Genomic DNA, 17328 nt, shown 5'->3' with positions numbered 1-17328 from the left:
CCTTGACGTCAGCTTTATCTTACAGAAAGCTGACGCACCCTTCTTCTACGTAAGGTATTTCTTTCCAAATACTATAATTAGGTCCTCATCGGACTTGCGTTTTTGTCTACAATGGCGGTAGTATCTGCACGGGACCAACCTACCATGAAGAAAAGAACCGCCTCGTTGCTCAAACCCTATATCCTCATACTGCCCGCACTCGCCCTTGCGGTGGTTTTTGCATATCGACCCTTCCTGCTTACCTTGCTCAACAGTCTGCATACCGTCTCCCTTCAGGGACAGCGGCTCAGTTTTGTAGGCTTTGAGAACTACCAACGGCTGTTCGTGAGCCAATCATTCCAAGCCAGCCTTTCCAACACCTTGCGTTTCACCCTCTACTTTGTTCCTACCAATTTAATCATCTGCTTAGGCGCAGCGTTGCTTTCGAACCGCAAGGGAAAACTGGCAACCCTTAATCAGATATTCTTCTTTCTTCCCATGGCCGTCGGTCTTTCCAGCGCCATGATGATCCTGAAAATGATGTTCAACCCTTCCATCGGCATCATCAACCAGTTGTTCGGCTCTGACATTCAATGGTTCAACGACAAGCATGCAGCGATGGCCTTGCTTGTCATCGCCGGGGTATATCTCGATATCGGACTGAACTTCCTTTTGCTGCATGCAGCATTGCGTAACGTCCCCTCCGAACTTCATGAAGTTGCAAAGATTGAGGGAGCGAACAGCCTGCAGGTCTTTCGGTACCTCCAAGCCCCGCTCATCGCTCCCACCTTTGTATTTGTCCTGATGACCAACATCAAAGATGCAATGCTTATATCCTCTCCGGTCCTCATTCTTACTGAAGGGGGCCCCTTCCGTTCCACCCAGACATTGGTTTATCAGATGTACCTTGAAGGGTTTAAGAGCGGCAACTATGCCATGGGTTCGGCGATAGCAACAGTAGTTTTTCTGCTCACCTTATCGGCACTGTTGCTGCTTCTCCATCTGGAACGAAGGAGGGTCTACTACCAATGAAAAAACTGACAGCCCTCATCGCCACGCTCTGTTCCCTCGTTATCGTGTTTCCCATTTTCTACTCTATCAGCGCCTCGTTTTTCAGCTATGCCGACTTCACCAGTATTCCGGCTAGACTCCTTCCTTCAGTGCCGACGCTGGAAAATTATGCCAGAGCGTTCAAGGAATCGAATCTTGAGCGGTTCTTGGCAAATTCGTTACTTACCGCTTCGCTGGGAACTGCATTACGCATGGCTATCAGCATTATAAGTGCCTATACGTTCTCCTTTTTTACATTCAAGGGAAGGGATACTCTGTTTGTGCTCATAGTGGCAACCATGCTCCTTCCCTCCGATGCCCTCTTGCTTGCCAACTACACAACCATCCGCGCTCTCAGGCTCACCGATTCCTACCTGGGGATTATCAGCACCCTGTTGCTCGCCCCTACCCACATATTCATGCTTAGGCAGTACTTCAAGACGGTAAGCAGCGAATATCGTGAGGCAGCAATCCTTGAAGGGTGTGGGGATATCCGCTTTCTGACCACCCTCCTGATTCCCATCAGCAAGGCTGTGGTGATCACATTGGCAATCCATAGCTTCAGCACCATTTTCAACGATTACCTTTGGCCTTTGCTGGTCACCAACAAGGAGAGTATGAGAACCGTCCAAGTCGGCCTTACCATGCTCGGCTTCTCGGAGAACCTCGATTACGGTCCGCAGTTTGCCGCAATTACGTTGTTGATAACCCCGATTCTCATCGCCTTCGTCGCGATGCATAAACCAATCCAAACCAGCGTGAGTACACGCTTTGCAGGGAGATAACCATGAAACGATTGTTCATCTATGCACTACTAGTTCTTTTGGCTACCCAGAGCTTGTCCGCCCTTGGACAAGAAGAAAACCAGACCGATGCGGTAACCACCATTACCTGGTGGCATCCAAATAGCGGCCTTGCCGGCAAAGCCGCAGAGGCCCTTGTTGAAGAATTCAACAGCACCGTTGGTAAAGAGAAGCATATTCAAGTACAAGCTGTGTACCAGGGAAAGGCCAACGATGTGCTTACCAAGGCAAAGGCGATTCTACAGTCATCCATAACCAGCGACCTTCCCGACTTGGTCCAGCTGGATGGTGCTGCAGTCCTGGACATCCGGGACAATGCCAACCTGATAGCCATGGAAGATTTGGCAAAAGCCGACAACTACGACCTGGCCCAGATCATGGAAGCTGCCCGGCTCTCGATCACGTACAAAGAGAAAATGATCGCCATGCCCTTCAATAGCTCCACCATCCTTCTCTACTACAACAAGACTGCCTTTGATGAGGCGGGAATTGCCAAAGCTCCCCGTACTCTCGATGAGCTAGCCCTCGTTGCAAGCAAGCTCAAGAAAACAGACGACAAGGGAAAGGTAACCCGCTATGGCTTTGCCAATGTCCCCACTACCTATGAGTTGATGGTTTGGCTTGGACAACAGAACGGCCTCTCGTATTTGACAGATTATGAGAATGGGCATACGGGCAACCCCACCAAGGTTCTGTTCCACGAGAATGGGACAATGGTCAACTTTCTTACCAAGTGGAGAGCCTTATATGCAACAGAGTCATTGGAGAACTTGACCAGCGACCTCAATGGAGCCTTCGCCAGCGGAAGGGTTGCCATGATCGTTGCGTCGACCAGCAACCTTACCACCATTCAGTCGATGGTCGGTGATAGATTTGAGTTCGCGGTTGCTCCCTTCCCCATGGTCGATGAGAAGGCAACCGGGGGCGTGAATGTCGGCGGTGGTGCCATATACGCCTTGAACAATGGTTCGGGTAATGAGGGGGCAGCATGGGAATTCGTCAAGTTTGCCACCAGTGCTAAGCAGCAGCTCGTGTGGCATATTGCAACCGGCTACTTCCCGGTTAATCGTGATACCTACACGCTGCCTGAGTTTGAGGCGCATCTACAAGCAAACCCCCACTACGGGGTTGCCATCAAGCAACTCTTGGATAGCAATCCTAAGCTTCAGGGCATGTGGGTTCCCAGCGCCTATCAGATCTATTATGCGCTACAGAGCGGCATCCTGAAAATGCTGACAGAGAACCTGAGCCCCGAACAGACCAGCAAGGCTCTAGAGACAGAAATAAACAGTTACTTCACCGAGTTCCTACGGATGCAGAAGTAGTGAGAATAGCTACCAGCACCAACCTTATCAGCTTCAATCGTGACGGAAGCAAGACAGAAATGATCCACCTCCTCGGCCTCTATGCCAAGGAGGGCTTCAAGGTATTGGATCTGAACCTGTGCGAGATGCTCAATCCCCAAGGAAGCCTTGCCGGAAGTGATTGGAAGCACTATGTTGGTAAGTTGAAGGAACTGAAAAGCCAACATGCCCTCACCTTCAACCAAGCTCATGCTCCCTATGCTTCTGATGGACATATCCTGGACGAGTTGCTCAATCGCTGTCTGGACATTTGTCAGCAATTGGGCATTCCCCTGTTGGTGGTACATCCCACCAAGGGGGGTGTACAGCAAAACTTGGGGGCGTATGAAAGCTATGTGCACAGTGCTGAACAGAAAAACATCATCCTTGCCTTTGAGAATTTGAATGCCGATGACGAGATGACAGAAATCACAGAGCTTGTCGAGCTAGTCAAAGCTTTCAACTCACCATCTGTGGGTATTTGTTACGACACCGGCCATGCCCACCTACGTGGCCATGACCTTGCTCTGGATATCCATGTGATGGGAAGCTATTTGGTGGCGACTCACATTGCCGACAACAAGGGAAAGGAAGATGAGCATCTGCTGCCATTCTATGGAACCATCGATTGGGATGCGGTGGTTAGGGCTTTGGTAGAGACCAAGTATGCCGGCGATTTGACGTATGAGTGCATGTTCTTCAACCAACACCTTCCCTTGGAGCTGAAGCTCCAAGCCCTGAGGCAAGCTCGGGTTGTGGGAGAGTACCTGCTTACTAGAGCTCTCTAAAACGGCAGTTTTCCTTGAAGGTGCAACTCTTGCACATCAGACCGGGGCACTGCTGGAAGTCATCGTTGGTCTCTAGTTGCTGGATATGCCAGCTAAGGTCTGCAACACGCTTTTCGATGGCGGCCTGACGTTCCATGGCTTCACTGAGCTTGCTGCGATATTGACGAAGCAGCTCGTTTCTTCGCTTCTGTCCGGTTGTGTCCTCATTGCCCATCAGAACGATGGTTCTGATTTCACTGAGGGTAAAATCCAGGTCCTTGAGTTCAGCAATTCGGTTCAGGTACACAACATCGGCATCGGTATAGTAACGCTGCCCACCATCACTGCGATGGTTGGTTTTCAAGAGGCCGAGTGACTCGTAGTACCTGATGGTTCGAACGGTCACGTTGCACTTTCTTGCCAGTTCTCCGATGCGATACGTTTGTTGCATACATGCATTTGTACCACAACTGTGCATGAGGACTCAAGCAAAGCGGTACTCTCTTTGCCTTAGCTGAGTATGAAATACCTAATTAGTGAACCAACGGAACAACGAATCCAGGAAATGGCGGCTTGTGATAGACCACGAGAGAGAATGCTTGAGCGGGGAGCTGAAGCCCTCAGCGACCAAGAATTGCTGGCCATTCTCATCGGGAGCGGGAACAAGGAGCGGTCGGTGAATGCAATCGCAAAGGACTTGTTGGAACTGCTCGATAAGAAGGCAGTGGTGTCCAATGATGAGCTGATGAACATTCCCGGCCTTGGTACCGCCAAGGCAACGCTCATAGGTTCTGCCTTGGAACTGGGAAGAAGGCGCCTACCTCCAAAACGTCGACAAATATCCACCCCCTCAGAGATCTACCCGCTTATTCAGCACTATGCCTCACGGATGCAGGAGCACTTTCTGAGCATTTGCCTCAATGGGGCACACGAGGTACTTTCAGTAAATGTTTGTTCGGTTGGGCTGGTCAATAGAACACTCGTTCATCCGAGAGAAGTATTCACCGAGGCAGTAAGACAACGAGCAACTGCAATCGTGGTTGCCCACAACCACCCCAGCGGCAACCTCCAGCCAAGCATGGAGGACAAGGATGTGACCCGCCGACTCAGGCAAGCTGGTGATATTCTGGGTATCAAGATCCTGGACCATTTGATCTTCGGGGAGGAAGGATACCTTTCCATGCTGGAAGGGAGTTTGTTTTAGTGATTACGTTGCCTAGCCGAAGAAACATGAGAGAACTATCCGAGATCTATGTTCTTATTAGGTTTGACGTTTTCAGTTTCCATGTGTATCATTATGAATATTGATACACATGGCTATCTGGAGGTTTCAATGCGTACGAACATAATCATCGATGACCAGTTGATGAGCGAAGCATTACTGATTTCTGGGTATAAAACTAAAAAAGAAGCGGTAGAGGAAGGCTTGAAGCTCCTCATTACCATGAAAAAACAAGAAAAGATCCGTGAACTCAGAGGTAAGCTCACATGGGAAGGCGATCTTGATGCAATGAGAACCAACAAATGATGGTTGTAGATACCTCTGTCTGGATTGACTATGTGAATGGGGTACGTACCGCCCAAACTGATATCCTGGACAGAGAATTGAAACAGGACCGTGTTGTAACGGGTGATTTGATCATTGTGGAGTTTTTACAGGGATTCCGGGACAACAAGCAATTCCAGCAAGCTAGGAGGCTTATGGATTCTCTTGAGTATTATGACTTCATTGGCAAGGATATGGCCATCAAAGCCGCACAAAACTTTCGTTTGCTCAGAAAGAAAGGCGTTACCATACACAAGACCATCGATGTGCTCATTGCAACCTTTTGCATTGAGCACGGGTTTGGGCTTCTTCACAACGACAAAGAGTATGAACAAATGGAAAAAATCCTTGGACTACGGGTAAGACGCTGAATATGTTTTCTGTCGCTATACCTGCTCGGGCAAAGCTCAATAAACCATTTTGAACATGCAATTCTTTAAGACAATGGGGAAATCCTGGTTAGTAGTAATACTACCAACCTACGCTGGAACCTGCACCAAGTGGGATTCTCGCAGCAAGTCCATAATGAGTTCATGACCTTTTGCACTAGGATGTATGCCATCGATGCAAATAAGAGAATTACAGTTTCTTTTTGCTAAGAAGCCGCTACGGATATCAATAAGCTGTGTTTGTGTCTCCAAAGCCACTGTTGCTATCCGTAACGAGTAGAGTTCTTGGTATCGCTCGATATTATATAAGTCACCCAGCCAATGGAGAATACGGTTCCGATCCAAACCTCCCCTACAGATATGATCGAGATACCTATCTGAATTGATGGGAGGAAGTGTCATAAGAATCGGCTCTACGGCTATTGATCTGAGTTCAGCTATCATTGCCTTCAGCGTCTGGCCGAATGGTATCAAGGGTGTCTTTGGCAGGTGTTCGCCATTCGGCTGTGCTGAGACTTCATCCCAGAGAAAATCACAGTCATTGCCACCATATTCGAGTAACACACGGGTGCAATCCAATCCCTTTCCGATGGCCTTCTGCAGCAACTGCATACCTTTTGTAATCGTGCAACCAAACATAGCACTATTCTGAAATGCAATGCCTAGGCTAATTCCTAGCTGCTCGAATCCATTCGGCTGAAGTGGCACGTAGCGATTTTCCTCCTCACTATATACCACACCTTTCAATATTGAATCTCCGAAAATGCGTATTTTTTGCATGTCTTTACTCATGGAATTTGTACCTCCAAGCACTATAAACAAATAGTACTGAGTTAAATTGCTGGGAACTATAGCCTATTTGCACCATATAGGTACGAATGAACGCTCTCTGACAGAGGGTGTAAACGTACTATGCCTAGCACAAGCAGAATTCAGATAGCGTGTAGAGTGATTCAACATCAGGTGATGAGCACGGGATCAAAATACATAAAGCATGCATTTCTCGTAGTTTTCACTATGTACCAATAAGGTAGAGGGCAACCCTCCTTTCATCCTATGCAATGAGCATCGGATCACTTACGAGTTTTTTTTCCATAAAACAATCCTTATGTGCTATTACGCACAGACCCGACTTGATTCCGGGTATATGCTCAATAGTACAGGGTGTCCGGGAATCATACTCATGATTCCGAATGTCACTGAATTCTTCGAAGACATTTCTACTCTGGACAGGGAATACCTGAAGACTACCAGCCTGATGGGAATCGGAGCAAAATTGCGATTCTGACACAAGTGACACTTGACTACACCAGAGGCTGAAGTCCTGGTGATGTCTGTTTTTATTAAAGGACTGAAAATCAGCTGTATGGATGCAAATCCAACAGTCGATGCATCGATGAGCCCTAAAAGGGATCAATTTCACACAACCCAAATATGGGAGGAGGTACGTGAAATCCCTGGATGACTCCAACGGCCGCCAGGATGGAACTGCAAAGCCATGTTCTGTCCCAGGCAAACAAGTAATCTGGAGGAATTTCATGAATAAAAGAAATACGTATACAAAATATGTGACGATCATTGCGCTCATCGCAATACTCACATTCATATGGGGATGTAAGGCAGACATCGAAGCCCCGCCAGTGGCAGTGACCGGTATTACAGTCACAGGAGCTGGTGATGCAATCACGGTAGGCAATGGTTCAACATTACAAATGAGTGCAGCAGTACTACCTGCCGATGCAACCGATATGAGTGTGACATGGTCAGTTGTTGCAGGTACAGGTACCGCGACGATCAGCGAGACTGGTCTGCTCAGCGCAACAGGCGCAGGAACAGTACGTGTGAATGCAACTGCTAACGATGACTCTGCAGCAGTGGGAGAACTTGAGGTAACCGTGACCGCTGTCATGCCAACAACTATTGATGTGACAACTATTACAGTCACAGGAGCAAGTGATGCAATCACGGTAGTAAATGCTTCAACCTTGCAGCTTAGTGCGTCTGTACTACCTGCCGATGCAACCGACAAGAGTATTACTTGGTCAGTTGTAGCCGGAATGGGAACAGCCACTATCAGTGAGGCAGGTCTGCTTACAGGAACAGCAGTTGGCACAGTCACCGCTAAGGCGACAGCCAACGATGGTTCAGGTATTGTGGGAGAATTAGCAATCACCGTGACCGCTGTTGTACCAACACCTATTGATGTGACAACTATTACAGTCACAGGAGCAGGTGATGCAATCACGGTAGCGAATGGTTCAACCTTGCAGATGAATGCAGCAGTACTGCCTATCGATGCAACCGACAAGAGTTTTGTTTGGTCAGTTGTAGCCGGAACGGGAACAGCCACCATCAGTGAGACAGGTCTGCTTACAGCAACAGGCATGGGGACAGTCACCGTCAATGCAACGGCCAATGATGGTTCAGATAGTGTGGGCACCTTAGGGATTACCATCACTGAAAAAGTGATCAGTGCCAAGGCAATCACTGGCTTGACTGCACCGGTAACGGGAGAGAGCCCCGTCACTGCAATAACGAATACTATAGAGTATACCAGCAGTAGTGTGACATGGACAAAGGCTGATCTCACCGTATTGGCACCAGAGGGCACGTACGAAGTGGATACCGTGTACATAGCAACTATTACATTGGTGCCGGTAACTGGATACACCCTGACCGGTGTTACAGAGAATTTCTTCACAGTTGAGGGAGCTACAGCGACCAACGCCATTGACATCGGGGTGGTAACGGCTGTATTCCCTGTCACAGTAACAGCTCCAATAGTACCCTTAGCCAGGGTGGATATGGGAACAGCGGATGATTTTGTAATACTGGCTAAAAGCGGGATTACTACTACCGGAGTAACGGCGATTACTGGTGATCTAGGAATAAGTCCTGCTGCCCGTGCCACTGTAACGGGTTTCGCTGAGATTCTTTCCTTGGACGGAACATATGCTACATCCGGTCTTGTATTGGGTGGAGGGAAAATCTATGCTTCAGATTTTATTGCACCCACTCCAGATATGTTAATTGCGGCTATTCTTGATATGGAAACCGCGTATGACACCATAGTTGCGTTAACAGATCCTAGACCTGAACTTATTGCTGGCGGTACAACTCTTTACCCTGGGCTCTATAAATCGATCCCTGCAGTAAGCCTCTCAATAAACCTTACTTTGGACGCAGAGGGGGATGAAGCAGCTGTTTGGATTTTCCAGATAACCGGCGCCTTAAATGTGGCTGCCGAGGTAGAGATTGTATTACTCAATGGAGCAAAGGCTGAAAATATTTTCTGGCAGGTTACAGGAGCTGTCAGTTTGTTGGCTAATTCCAAGATGCAAGGAATTGTCTTAGGTGAGGGCGTAATTGCTCTTACAGATGGTGCTACGATCGAGGGTAAGTTATTGGGTCAAACCAATGTAACGCTTATCGGAAATACAGTTGTAGATCCGTTGTTTGTACCTATGCTTTAAAGGTAGGACTTAACTCGTTGATACTGAATAAAGAGTATTGAAAACGTGTATCAACCGATGGTGCTGGGAGGAATTTACTCCTGGCACCATCTCTTTCTTGTTCTGAATCAACCACAAAAAATCAAATCACCAGCCAAATTCAACCGAACCATGCTAGCAGAAGACTACAAGCAATCATTGTCCATCTAAGACCAAGAACAGCTTCTTGAAGAAGTAGGTGATGCAAATGACCAGAAGAAGATGCTCTACTTGCTGCCTACATTGCTGAAACTCTCAGATAAGAAGGAATAAAGAAACCCTTGCATGCATATCCAGTTGAGGGGGACCATCACGCATCCACGTATCATGTTTGGAAGTAAAAAAGGAATGAGCTGATAAGACTGGCGTAAGCATCCAGCGCATCCATCAAGCTGGAATCACTATCGAATGGTCCATATATATCCTGCGAATTCTCAGCTGCTTCCATCGCAGTCAGAGTCACATCGCTGGGAGTCATCAGCACCACTTCGAAAAGAATCCTTTACAATAGATCGCCTGCCTTAAAAATACATGATAGCAGTGGTCATGTGCATGCCGAGATCAGTAAGAATCATCTGTAAAGGATGGAAAACACATGCTTTGTTTTGGTAGCAATAGAGAACATTGGCTCCCAAAATTGTATGCAGACACCTCAGAGAAGAGGACAAAGGGTAATTAATATGCGGATTCATCAATAAATTTGGTCAATCATCACATCACCTAAGTTCACAAAATTAATCCAGTATTAATTCTTATTGCACTATGACTTATGCCACTTGTCATAGCATTTCTTCAGCCAAAATATCGTGAGTAAAATACTAATCCATTAGGAGAGATACAATAATCTATTTTTTTATTTCTGATTTCTTTGACAATTGTCACAACATTGTTGTTTTAGTCTCTTTTGCTAAATGTGACATATGCACTAACTGTTTATATTACATTAATTTATTTTGCATTTATTTTATTGACATCTCAATTTTGGTGTGCTCTACTAGACCAGAAATCAAACACATATGTATGCTTTTTGGTTACACAAACAATATGTATACGATTCCAAATGTTAATCGGAAGCGATTTTGCTTTTGATATTTTTTTGTAAGGACCATTGGAGGGAAAGCATGAAGGAAAAGACAAATTTATCCGTAGGAGTTGATTTAGGTACCTCGAACCTTCTCATCTATGTTGAAGGCCAGGGTACGCTATTCAATGAACCATCGATCATTGCAATCGACAAAGCGACGCGCAATGTAGTATCCGTTGGATATGAAGCAGCTAAACTTGATGGGAAAACCCACAGCAAAGTTGAAGTTGCCAGACCGTTGCAAGGAGGAGTAATCTCTGACATCCAACTGATACGAGAAATCCTGCTGTACACTTTGGATAAGATTTTTCTCTCCAATCTCGACTCGATCAACAAGCTCCTCATCTGTATTCCCTCGGAAATCACCAACACCGAGAAGGAAGCAATCGTGGAACTCGGACATAGCCTGGGTATTCAAAACACGGAAATTGAAGAAGAAATCAAAGCAGGAGCCCTCGGCTCCGGTCTTGATATATTTGCACCAAAAGGCCACATGGTAATCGACATCGGCGGCGGTACAACCGATTTCGGCATCCTCTCCCTTGGTGAAGTGGTTCTTTCGAAATCCATCAAGATTGCAGGCGACTATTTCGACCGGCAGATCATTGACTACGTAAAAACCACCCACAAGCTGGAAATCGGCAATCAGACTGCAGAACGAATCAAGATTGCCCTTTCTTCGCTGACAGGCCCCTATCCGATGGATGAGGATTGCAACCTGATCCACGCAGAAGCGATGGGCAGGGACTTAGTCTCCGGCCTACCCCGCCAAATTACCCTATCCCCACAGGAAATCCGTGAAGTGCTTCTGCGAAGCTTCGACCCGATTAAATCCATATTGCTCGCAACATTGGAAGAGACTCCTCCTGAATTGGCAGGTGATCTCGTTGATTCGGGAATCCTATTGACCGGCGGCTGTTCTCAGATTCCAGGAATCAAGGAATACTTTTCTGAAATCGCGCAAATTCCTGTATATCTCTCCGAGGTTCCTTTGACAGCTGTAATAGATGGATGCAAAAAAATGCTCAAAATGACGAGTCGTTATTTTTATAGTGAAGTATAGGATGGGTAAGGAAATGAGTGCAGTAATAGCGAATGATAGACTGGGTTTGGGCATCGATCTTGGAACTGCCAATTTGTTGGTGTTCCTGGAAAAGAAAGGAATCATATTTGATGAACCATCGGTGATCGCATTTGACAGAGAATCTGGAAAGATTGTAGCTGCCGGGGAAGACGCTCACAAAATGCTTGGTAAAGTCCACTCAAAGATTTCCGTCGTGAAACCCTTGAGAAATGGTGTTATCTCGGATATGCGTGCTGCTAAAGCTCTCTTGAGCTATGTTCTTGGGAAGGTTGAAAACCTAACCGAGAAGGATATCTCCAAAACAACCTGTGTAATCTGTTGCCCTTCGGAAGTAACAAAAATCGAGCGTGATGTAATGACTGATCTGGCAACAAAAATGAATATCACCGATGTGTTTATTGAAGAGGAGATAAAGTCAGGAGCGCTTGGGGCGGGTGTGGATATTTTTAAGTCAAAAGGCGTGATGGTCGTGGATATCGGTGGAGGAACCACTGACGTCGGCGTTATCTCTTTTGGTGATATCGTACTCTCCCGTACAATCAGGAAAGCAGGAAGTTTCATGGACGATGAGATTTCCAAATTTGTTAAAAAAACCCAGAGTGTTGAAATTGGTGAATTGACTTCAGAAAAAATGAAAATCGAACTGGGCGACTTGCATGCAGAGGCAAAAAACGTTGTGAACCGCTATGCCGGAAGGGATATGGTAAAGGGAATTCCCAAATGGGTCATGCTTTCAACTACTGAAGTACAATCAGTCCTGATACCGGTATTTGAGGAAATCGTGAAACTCATCATGGGAGTATTGAAGGATACCCCGCCGGAATTATCCGCCGACATCTATAAGAACGGGATATTGCTCACCGGAGGATGTTCGATGATTCGCGGTATAGAGGAATATGTGCAAAAGCGGATTCAGGTTCCTGTAAAAGTGGTACACAACCCCCTTACCTGTGTAGCAGAAGGCACCAAATATTTATTGAAGAATCGCGGAGACTACTTGGTCAATCCGCTTCAACTGTAGGAGATTTTCATTATGGCATTATCCATTCGAAAACAAGAGAAAGAAGAAAAACGCTCGGTGGGAAAAAATATCGGTATTGACTTGGGTACGGCAAACATCCTTGTCTATGTTGAAGGTGAGGGCATAATTACCAACGAGCCTTCAGTTATCGCCTTCGATTATGAAACCAATGAGGTGATTGCTTCCGGAAGCATGGCTGCAAACATGATAGGGAAAGGGCATCACGGAATTAAGATTATAAGCCCGTTGAATCAAGGGGTCATTTCCGATATTGAGGCTACCAAGAAACTCATCGAGATTTCATTGCACAAGATTGAGAACATAAACATCGATATCAAAGAATCCACACTGCTATTGTGCTGCCCTTCCGAAGTCACACAGTTGGAACGTGACTCTTTTATGGCACTTGGCAACAAGCTTGGAGTCAAGGAAGTGTTCATTGAACAGGAAGTTAAAGCAGGCGCTATTGGATCAGGTCTCGATATTTTCAGCAGTAACGGGTCGATGCTCATCGATATCGGTGGAGGTTCGACCGACATCGGTGTCCTGTCCTTGGGTGACATTGTGGTATCCGAATCAAATAGGATTGCAGGAAACTATTTCGATAATGAAATCATGAATTACCTGCAGTATAAGCATGGCTTGCTCATTGGAAAGAAAACGGCGGAACGAATCAAGATGGAAATAGGTTCGCTGCGCAAGGAAATCAAGGATCCAAGAGAAACTTGGGCAAGCGGAAGGGATGTGGTCACTGGACTCCCTAAGAAAATTACCATAACAGAATCTGAAATCCGCGATGTCCTGGTCAAACCGTTCGAATCAATCTCCACCATGGTGCTGAAGGTGTTGCAAAACACTCCCCCCGAGCTCTCCTCGGATATCATAGTCAACGGAATCTATATCAGTGGAGGTGGTGCCCTGATCGACGGAATCGATGAATTCCTGCACGAACGGATTGGTATGGACTTCCATATCTCCAAACGACCACTGACGGCGGTAGTCGATGGAACCAAGTTGTTGCTCAAGAATCGCGGTAGTTATTTTGTAAAACCGACTGACTAACAGTTGCACCAATCAAGAGCCTTTCTTCCCTACACACAGGAAGAAAGGCTTTTTATTGCTTTTATAAAGGAACAAACTATGAAATTCTTGCAGCATCATTCTCTTGTATTGGGGTGTGCCAATTTCGTTTTGCTTGTCATAAGCTTCTCGTTGGGTTGGATTAGTGCCGGTCTAGCTTTTTCCCTGCTGTTTCTGATCAATGTGAACATGGGATTCCATTACATCAACCACTGTGAACCATGGAGATATACAAGTAAGGCACTTTCGAAGTGGTTGAGGCTTCATGAGCAGTCCAATCTTGAGTCCCTGTTTTGCCTCTACCTTTCAATGCATACAAGAGGGGTCTTCCAGTCCTGTGTAAACCGGGAACGGCTTGAGGAAGTCTCTTTGCTGTGTGCCCAGGAACTCATGGACTATTTTGGTACAAACAATACACAAAGGATGACCCATGAGGCCTTTGTAGTTCTCAGGAATTTTCCGTCTGAGATGCTATCCAACGAGAAAGTGAAGGCTGAATATCAGGCTATCGTTTGCCAGACAATACTAGAGAGACTGCAAAATAGGTTTGATGCACGGCGAACTTTCCTACCACCAGTTGAGATACTCATCGGATGTGCAGCGTCCGGAATCCGGTACCGTACGGCCTCTCTCGAGCAGCTGGTCGATCTCGCATATGTTACGCAACAGGAAGCGCAAAGAAGCTATAAAACCTGGATGGTCGCAAATTCAGAAATCCAGGCAAGAAAACTGGACATCGATGAGTGTATCCAAGGATTTCAATCACAAGGATGGGAAGCGGAATTCAATCCCTTCTTCCAACCGATTATCGACTCAGAAACCTTGTGCGTTGTTGGCTCTGAAAGTCTGGCACGATGGCAACTTGGCGGCTTTCGAATTCTTTCAGCAAAGGTGTTCAAGGATATCGCCGGCGAATTGCATCATATTGAAGCCATCGACATGGCTATCATTACCAAAACCTTTGCAATCATCCGGAAAATGATGCTCGCCCGTATTATTCCGTATACGTTCAAAATAGTCTTGAATGTCAGCAATGAAAGCCTGAAAAAGGGATTTGCAGGCCGTATGCATTTTCTTGCCGAACACCATGGGCTGCACCCTACACAGATAGAATTTGATCTCAAGGATTCAGCATTCTCAGAGCCGGAATCCTTGGCTGTGATCAAAGAACTCAGGGAAATTGGCTTCAGGATCTCCCTGGATGTGTTTAATGAGAATGCATTCGACCTACAAGCATTTGCTCGGGCAGATTTCGATAGCATCAAGCTCGATTTTTCCGTGTACTCCTTGCAGCTGCAGCAGGTGTACGCTTCCCTCAAGGAATCAGCGACAAGGAAAGGAATCGAGGTTCTGGCAAAGGGCATTGAGAAGAAGGAAATCCTTGAAGCAGCAACAAAACTTGGATGTACCTATCTGCAAGGTAATTATTTTACCCAGCCGATACCGGAGTCTACCTTCGAAGTGTTTATGCGTAAGTACCAGACGGGGCTCCTGCTTGACACATGCCTGGGATGACCGTTTCTCCTCTTTTGCAACTACGCAATGCCCAAGATTGTGAATCAAAGAGCAGGTATATGACATCCTATCCTTCAAAGACATCAACAGCCTATGAGTATTGGCCGTAAGCCGATAAAAATCGTACTTTTTGCTCCATCCTCCCCTTGCTTTGCTTGACAAATGGAAGCTGAAGTTTACATGCTAAATATCATATTTTTCCCGGAAAATAAGAATCATGTAGGAGGATTCAATGAACGGTATAGCCATGCTCGTTCTGTCCATCGTCGTACTTGTAGGTGCGTATCTCGTCTATGGCCGCTATCTGGCAAAAAAATGGGGAGTAGATGCAAAACGAAAGACCCCTGCCATGGAAATGGAAGATGGAGTGGACTATGTGCCCACCTCCAGACAAGTGGTCTTCGGACACCAATTTGCTTCCATAGCCGGAGCCGGACCGATCAACGGCCCGATTCAGGCAGCAATCTTCGGATGGGTCCCGGTTCTGCTCTGGGTACTCCTGGGTGGAGTGTTCATTGGAGCCGTGCAGGATTTCGGCTCCATTTTCGCATCTGTACGCAACAAGGGCCGCTCCATCGGCTATATCATCGAACTGTATGTCGGAAAACTGGGGAAGCGACTCTTTCTGCTCTTTGTCTGGCTCTTTTCCATTCTTGTAATCGCAGCATTCGCAGATATCGTTGCCGGAACGTTCAATGGATTCAACGCCGATCTCTCCCATAACATAATCAATGGAGCAACCGCTACCACCAGTACCGCCTTCATCGCGGTGGCAGTTGGTCTTGGTTACTTCATCCGGTACCGCAAACCCACAAACCTGGTCACCAGTGCAGTCGCCATTCTAAGCTTGGTAGCCTGCATAGTCTTCGGGTTGATCTTTCCTCTGTACATCCCCAAAACCCTCTGGTTGTATCTCGTATTCGCGTACATCATGGTAGCCTCCGTAGTTCCCGTATGGGCTCTGCTGCAGCCAAGAGATTTTCTGAACAGCTTCCTCTTGGTCTTCATGATTGCAGCCGCCGTAGTAGGAATTTTTGTGGCAAATCCTACCATCAACCTCCCCGCTTTCTCCGGCTTTGTAGTAAACGGACAACAGATGTTCCCCATTCTCTTCGTCACGATAGCCTGTGGAGCAGTATCTGGATTCCATAGTCTGGTCAGCAGCGGAACAGCCTCCAAGCAAATACGCAATGAGAAAGACATGCTCCCTATCGCGTATGGAGCCATGTTGTTGGAATCGTTGGTTGCTGTCATCTCCCTCATCTGTGCTGGGGCAGTATTCTCCAACGGGGCGCTTCCAGCGGGTACGCCTCCCCAAATTTTTGCCATGGCAGTGGCAGGATTCTTGGCCAAGGCAGGCATTCCCACGCTTGCAAGCAATACCATCATTACCTTGGCGATCAGCGCCTTTGCCCTGACCAGCCTTGACTCAGTGGCGAGAATCGGTCGCCTCTCCTTTCAAGAACTATTCATGGATAGCAGTACCGATGAAGAGCACATGGGCTTCCTGCAGCGCGTACTGACCGATAAGTATGTTGCTACCATTATTACTTTGCTCTTTGGCTACATGCTCTCCGTGAATGGCTATGCCAACATCTGGCCGCTCTTTGGCTCAGCCAACCAGCTGGTAAGTGCCTTGGCTCTCTGTGCCATCGCCATTTTCCTGAAAAAGACAAGCAAGAAAGGCTCCATGATCTGGATTCCGATGTTCTTCATGCTTGGGGTCACCTTCACTGCATTGGTCCAGATTATCATCGTGCGCTTCACCAGACTGGGCAGCGGCAATTTCAAGCTACTTTCCGATGGTATGCAACTCGTATTTGCCATCCTGCTGGTAGGATTGGGTTTGGTCATCGCATTCAAGTCGATCCATACCTTGTTTTTTGATAAGAGCAAGGATGCGGCAAAGGCTGCAGCTTGATCTCCGTATTGTATCTGTGGAGAGGGTAACACCAACTTCTCCATGATTTTTTAATCCCTACGAATCGACAACAAGCACGTGTGCTGTATGAATGCCCCTTTCCAAAGAAGAGGGGCATTCTTTCATCTGTAGGGATTTTACACGAGAAAAAAGCAGATTCTTCATATCAGCTGCCTTGTAGATGAAAAGTGATCAAGGCAATTGCTCAGTCTGTGCGGCAGCGAACAAACAAAACTCTCGACAGCGTATATACTT

The 17328-nt window shown here is 46.8% G+C and carries 16 protein-coding genes; 13 read left to right on the top strand and 3 right to left on the bottom strand.

What is annotated here, in order from left to right; all coding sequences use genetic code 11:
* Positions 1 to 144 precede the first annotated feature (144 nt).
* The 4 genes from SPIBUDDY_RS03515 to SPIBUDDY_RS03500 are packed head-to-tail and all read left to right on the top strand — an operon-like array spanning position 145 to position 3963.
* Positions 145 to 1011, top strand: a complete 867-nt coding sequence (locus tag SPIBUDDY_RS03515; protein ID WP_013606381.1) for a carbohydrate ABC transporter permease — start codon at positions 145 to 147, stop codon at positions 1009 to 1011.
* Complete coding sequence (locus SPIBUDDY_RS03510; RefSeq protein ID WP_013606380.1) at positions 1008 to 1814, top strand: carbohydrate ABC transporter permease; 807 nt, start codon at positions 1008 to 1010, stop codon at positions 1812 to 1814. Before SPIBUDDY_RS03515 ends, SPIBUDDY_RS03510 begins: the two co-directional genes overlap by 4 nt.
* 2 nt (positions 1815 to 1816) lie before the next feature.
* A complete protein-coding gene (locus SPIBUDDY_RS03505) occupies positions 1817 to 3157 on the top strand; it encodes an ABC transporter substrate-binding protein (RefSeq protein WP_013606379.1) in 1341 nt (446 codons plus the stop codon).
* On the top strand, positions 3157 to 3963 hold the full coding sequence (locus tag SPIBUDDY_RS03500; protein ID WP_013606378.1) for a sugar phosphate isomerase/epimerase family protein: 807 nt from the start codon (positions 3157 to 3159) through the stop codon (positions 3961 to 3963). The genes SPIBUDDY_RS03505 and SPIBUDDY_RS03500 overlap by 1 nt, the downstream gene beginning before the upstream one ends.
* Here the strand turns inward: SPIBUDDY_RS03500 and SPIBUDDY_RS03495 are convergent.
* A complete protein-coding gene (locus tag SPIBUDDY_RS03495) occupies positions 3950 to 4393 on the bottom strand; it encodes a helix-turn-helix domain-containing protein (RefSeq protein WP_041381050.1) in 444 nt (147 codons plus the stop codon). The two genes, SPIBUDDY_RS03500 and SPIBUDDY_RS03495, sit on opposite strands and share 14 nt — an antisense overlap.
* Positions 4394 to 4462: 69 nt before the next feature.
* Here SPIBUDDY_RS03495 and radC point away from each other — a divergent pair, with 69 nt between their 5' ends.
* The 3 genes from radC to vapC all read left to right on the top strand — a co-directional run bounded on the left by radC (position 4463) and on the right by vapC (position 5859).
* Positions 4463 to 5146, top strand: a complete 684-nt coding sequence (gene radC / locus SPIBUDDY_RS03490; RefSeq protein WP_013606376.1) for a RadC family protein — start codon at positions 4463 to 4465, stop codon at positions 5144 to 5146.
* A gap of 129 nt (positions 5147 to 5275) precedes the next feature.
* Positions 5276 to 5470: a type II toxin-antitoxin system VapB family antitoxin gene (locus SPIBUDDY_RS03485; protein ID WP_013606375.1), complete on the top strand. Its 195-nt coding sequence runs from the start codon at positions 5276 to 5278 to the stop codon at positions 5468 to 5470.
* Complete coding sequence (gene vapC, locus SPIBUDDY_RS03480) at positions 5467 to 5859, top strand: type II toxin-antitoxin system VapC family toxin (protein WP_013606374.1); 393 nt, start codon at positions 5467 to 5469, stop codon at positions 5857 to 5859. The genes SPIBUDDY_RS03485 and vapC overlap by 4 nt, the downstream gene beginning before the upstream one ends.
* Positions 5860 to 5967: 108 nt before the next feature.
* Here vapC and SPIBUDDY_RS03475 read toward each other — a convergent pair whose 3' ends face one another.
* Positions 5968 to 6669, bottom strand: coding sequence for an SGNH/GDSL hydrolase family protein (locus SPIBUDDY_RS03475; RefSeq protein ID WP_013606373.1), 702 nt, complete (start codon positions 6667 to 6669; stop codon positions 5968 to 5970).
* Positions 6670 to 7415: 746 nt separating this feature from the next.
* On the opposite strand from SPIBUDDY_RS03475, the gene SPIBUDDY_RS15620 reads away from it, so the two are divergent.
* Positions 7416 to 9350, top strand: a complete 1935-nt coding sequence (locus tag SPIBUDDY_RS15620) for an ice-binding family protein (RefSeq protein WP_013606372.1) — start codon at positions 7416 to 7418, stop codon at positions 9348 to 9350.
* Positions 9351 to 9693: 343 nt separating this feature from the next.
* On the opposite strand, the gene SPIBUDDY_RS16140 is transcribed toward SPIBUDDY_RS15620, so the two are convergent.
* The gene (locus tag SPIBUDDY_RS16140; protein ID WP_155816045.1) at positions 9694 to 9846 is read right to left on the bottom strand and encodes a hypothetical protein; all 153 of its coding nucleotides are present in this window, start codon (positions 9844 to 9846) and stop codon (positions 9694 to 9696) included.
* 643 nt (positions 9847 to 10489) lie between these two features.
* On the opposite strand from SPIBUDDY_RS16140, the gene mreB (SPIBUDDY_RS03460) reads away from it, so the two are divergent.
* The 5 genes from mreB (SPIBUDDY_RS03460) to SPIBUDDY_RS03440 all read left to right on the top strand — a co-directional run bounded on the left by mreB (SPIBUDDY_RS03460) (position 10490) and on the right by SPIBUDDY_RS03440 (position 17073).
* Positions 10490 to 11515 carry a rod shape-determining protein gene (mreB, locus tag SPIBUDDY_RS03460; RefSeq protein WP_013606371.1) on the top strand — a complete coding sequence of 342 codons (1026 nt, stop codon included), beginning with the start codon at positions 10490 to 10492 and terminating at the stop codon, positions 11513 to 11515.
* A gap of 13 nt (positions 11516 to 11528) precedes the next feature.
* Positions 11529 to 12557: a rod shape-determining protein gene (locus SPIBUDDY_RS03455; RefSeq protein ID WP_013606370.1), complete on the top strand. Its 1029-nt coding sequence runs from the start codon at positions 11529 to 11531 to the stop codon at positions 12555 to 12557.
* A 12-nt stretch (positions 12558 to 12569) separates the two neighbouring features.
* Positions 12570 to 13619, top strand: a complete 1050-nt coding sequence (gene mreB, locus SPIBUDDY_RS03450) for a rod shape-determining protein (protein WP_013606369.1) — start codon at positions 12570 to 12572, stop codon at positions 13617 to 13619.
* Positions 13620 to 13697: 78 nt separating this feature from the next.
* Positions 13698 to 15152 carry an EAL domain-containing protein gene (locus tag SPIBUDDY_RS03445; RefSeq protein WP_013606368.1) on the top strand — a complete coding sequence of 485 codons (1455 nt, stop codon included), beginning with the start codon at positions 13698 to 13700 and terminating at the stop codon, positions 15150 to 15152.
* Positions 15153 to 15384: 232 nt separating this feature from the next.
* Positions 15385 to 17073, top strand: coding sequence for a carbon starvation CstA family protein (locus tag SPIBUDDY_RS03440; RefSeq protein WP_013606367.1), 1689 nt, complete (start codon positions 15385 to 15387; stop codon positions 17071 to 17073).
* The last annotated feature ends 255 nt before the right edge of the window (positions 17074 to 17328 follow it).

Origin of the sequence: Sphaerochaeta globosa str. Buddy, from assembly GCF_000190435.1 — a bacterium.
GTDB classification, from domain to species: domain Bacteria; phylum Spirochaetota; class Spirochaetia; order Sphaerochaetales; family Sphaerochaetaceae; genus Sphaerochaeta; species Sphaerochaeta globosa.
The sequence above is the reverse complement of the archived record's forward strand: the minus strand, read 5'-3'. Positions and strand labels throughout refer to the sequence as shown.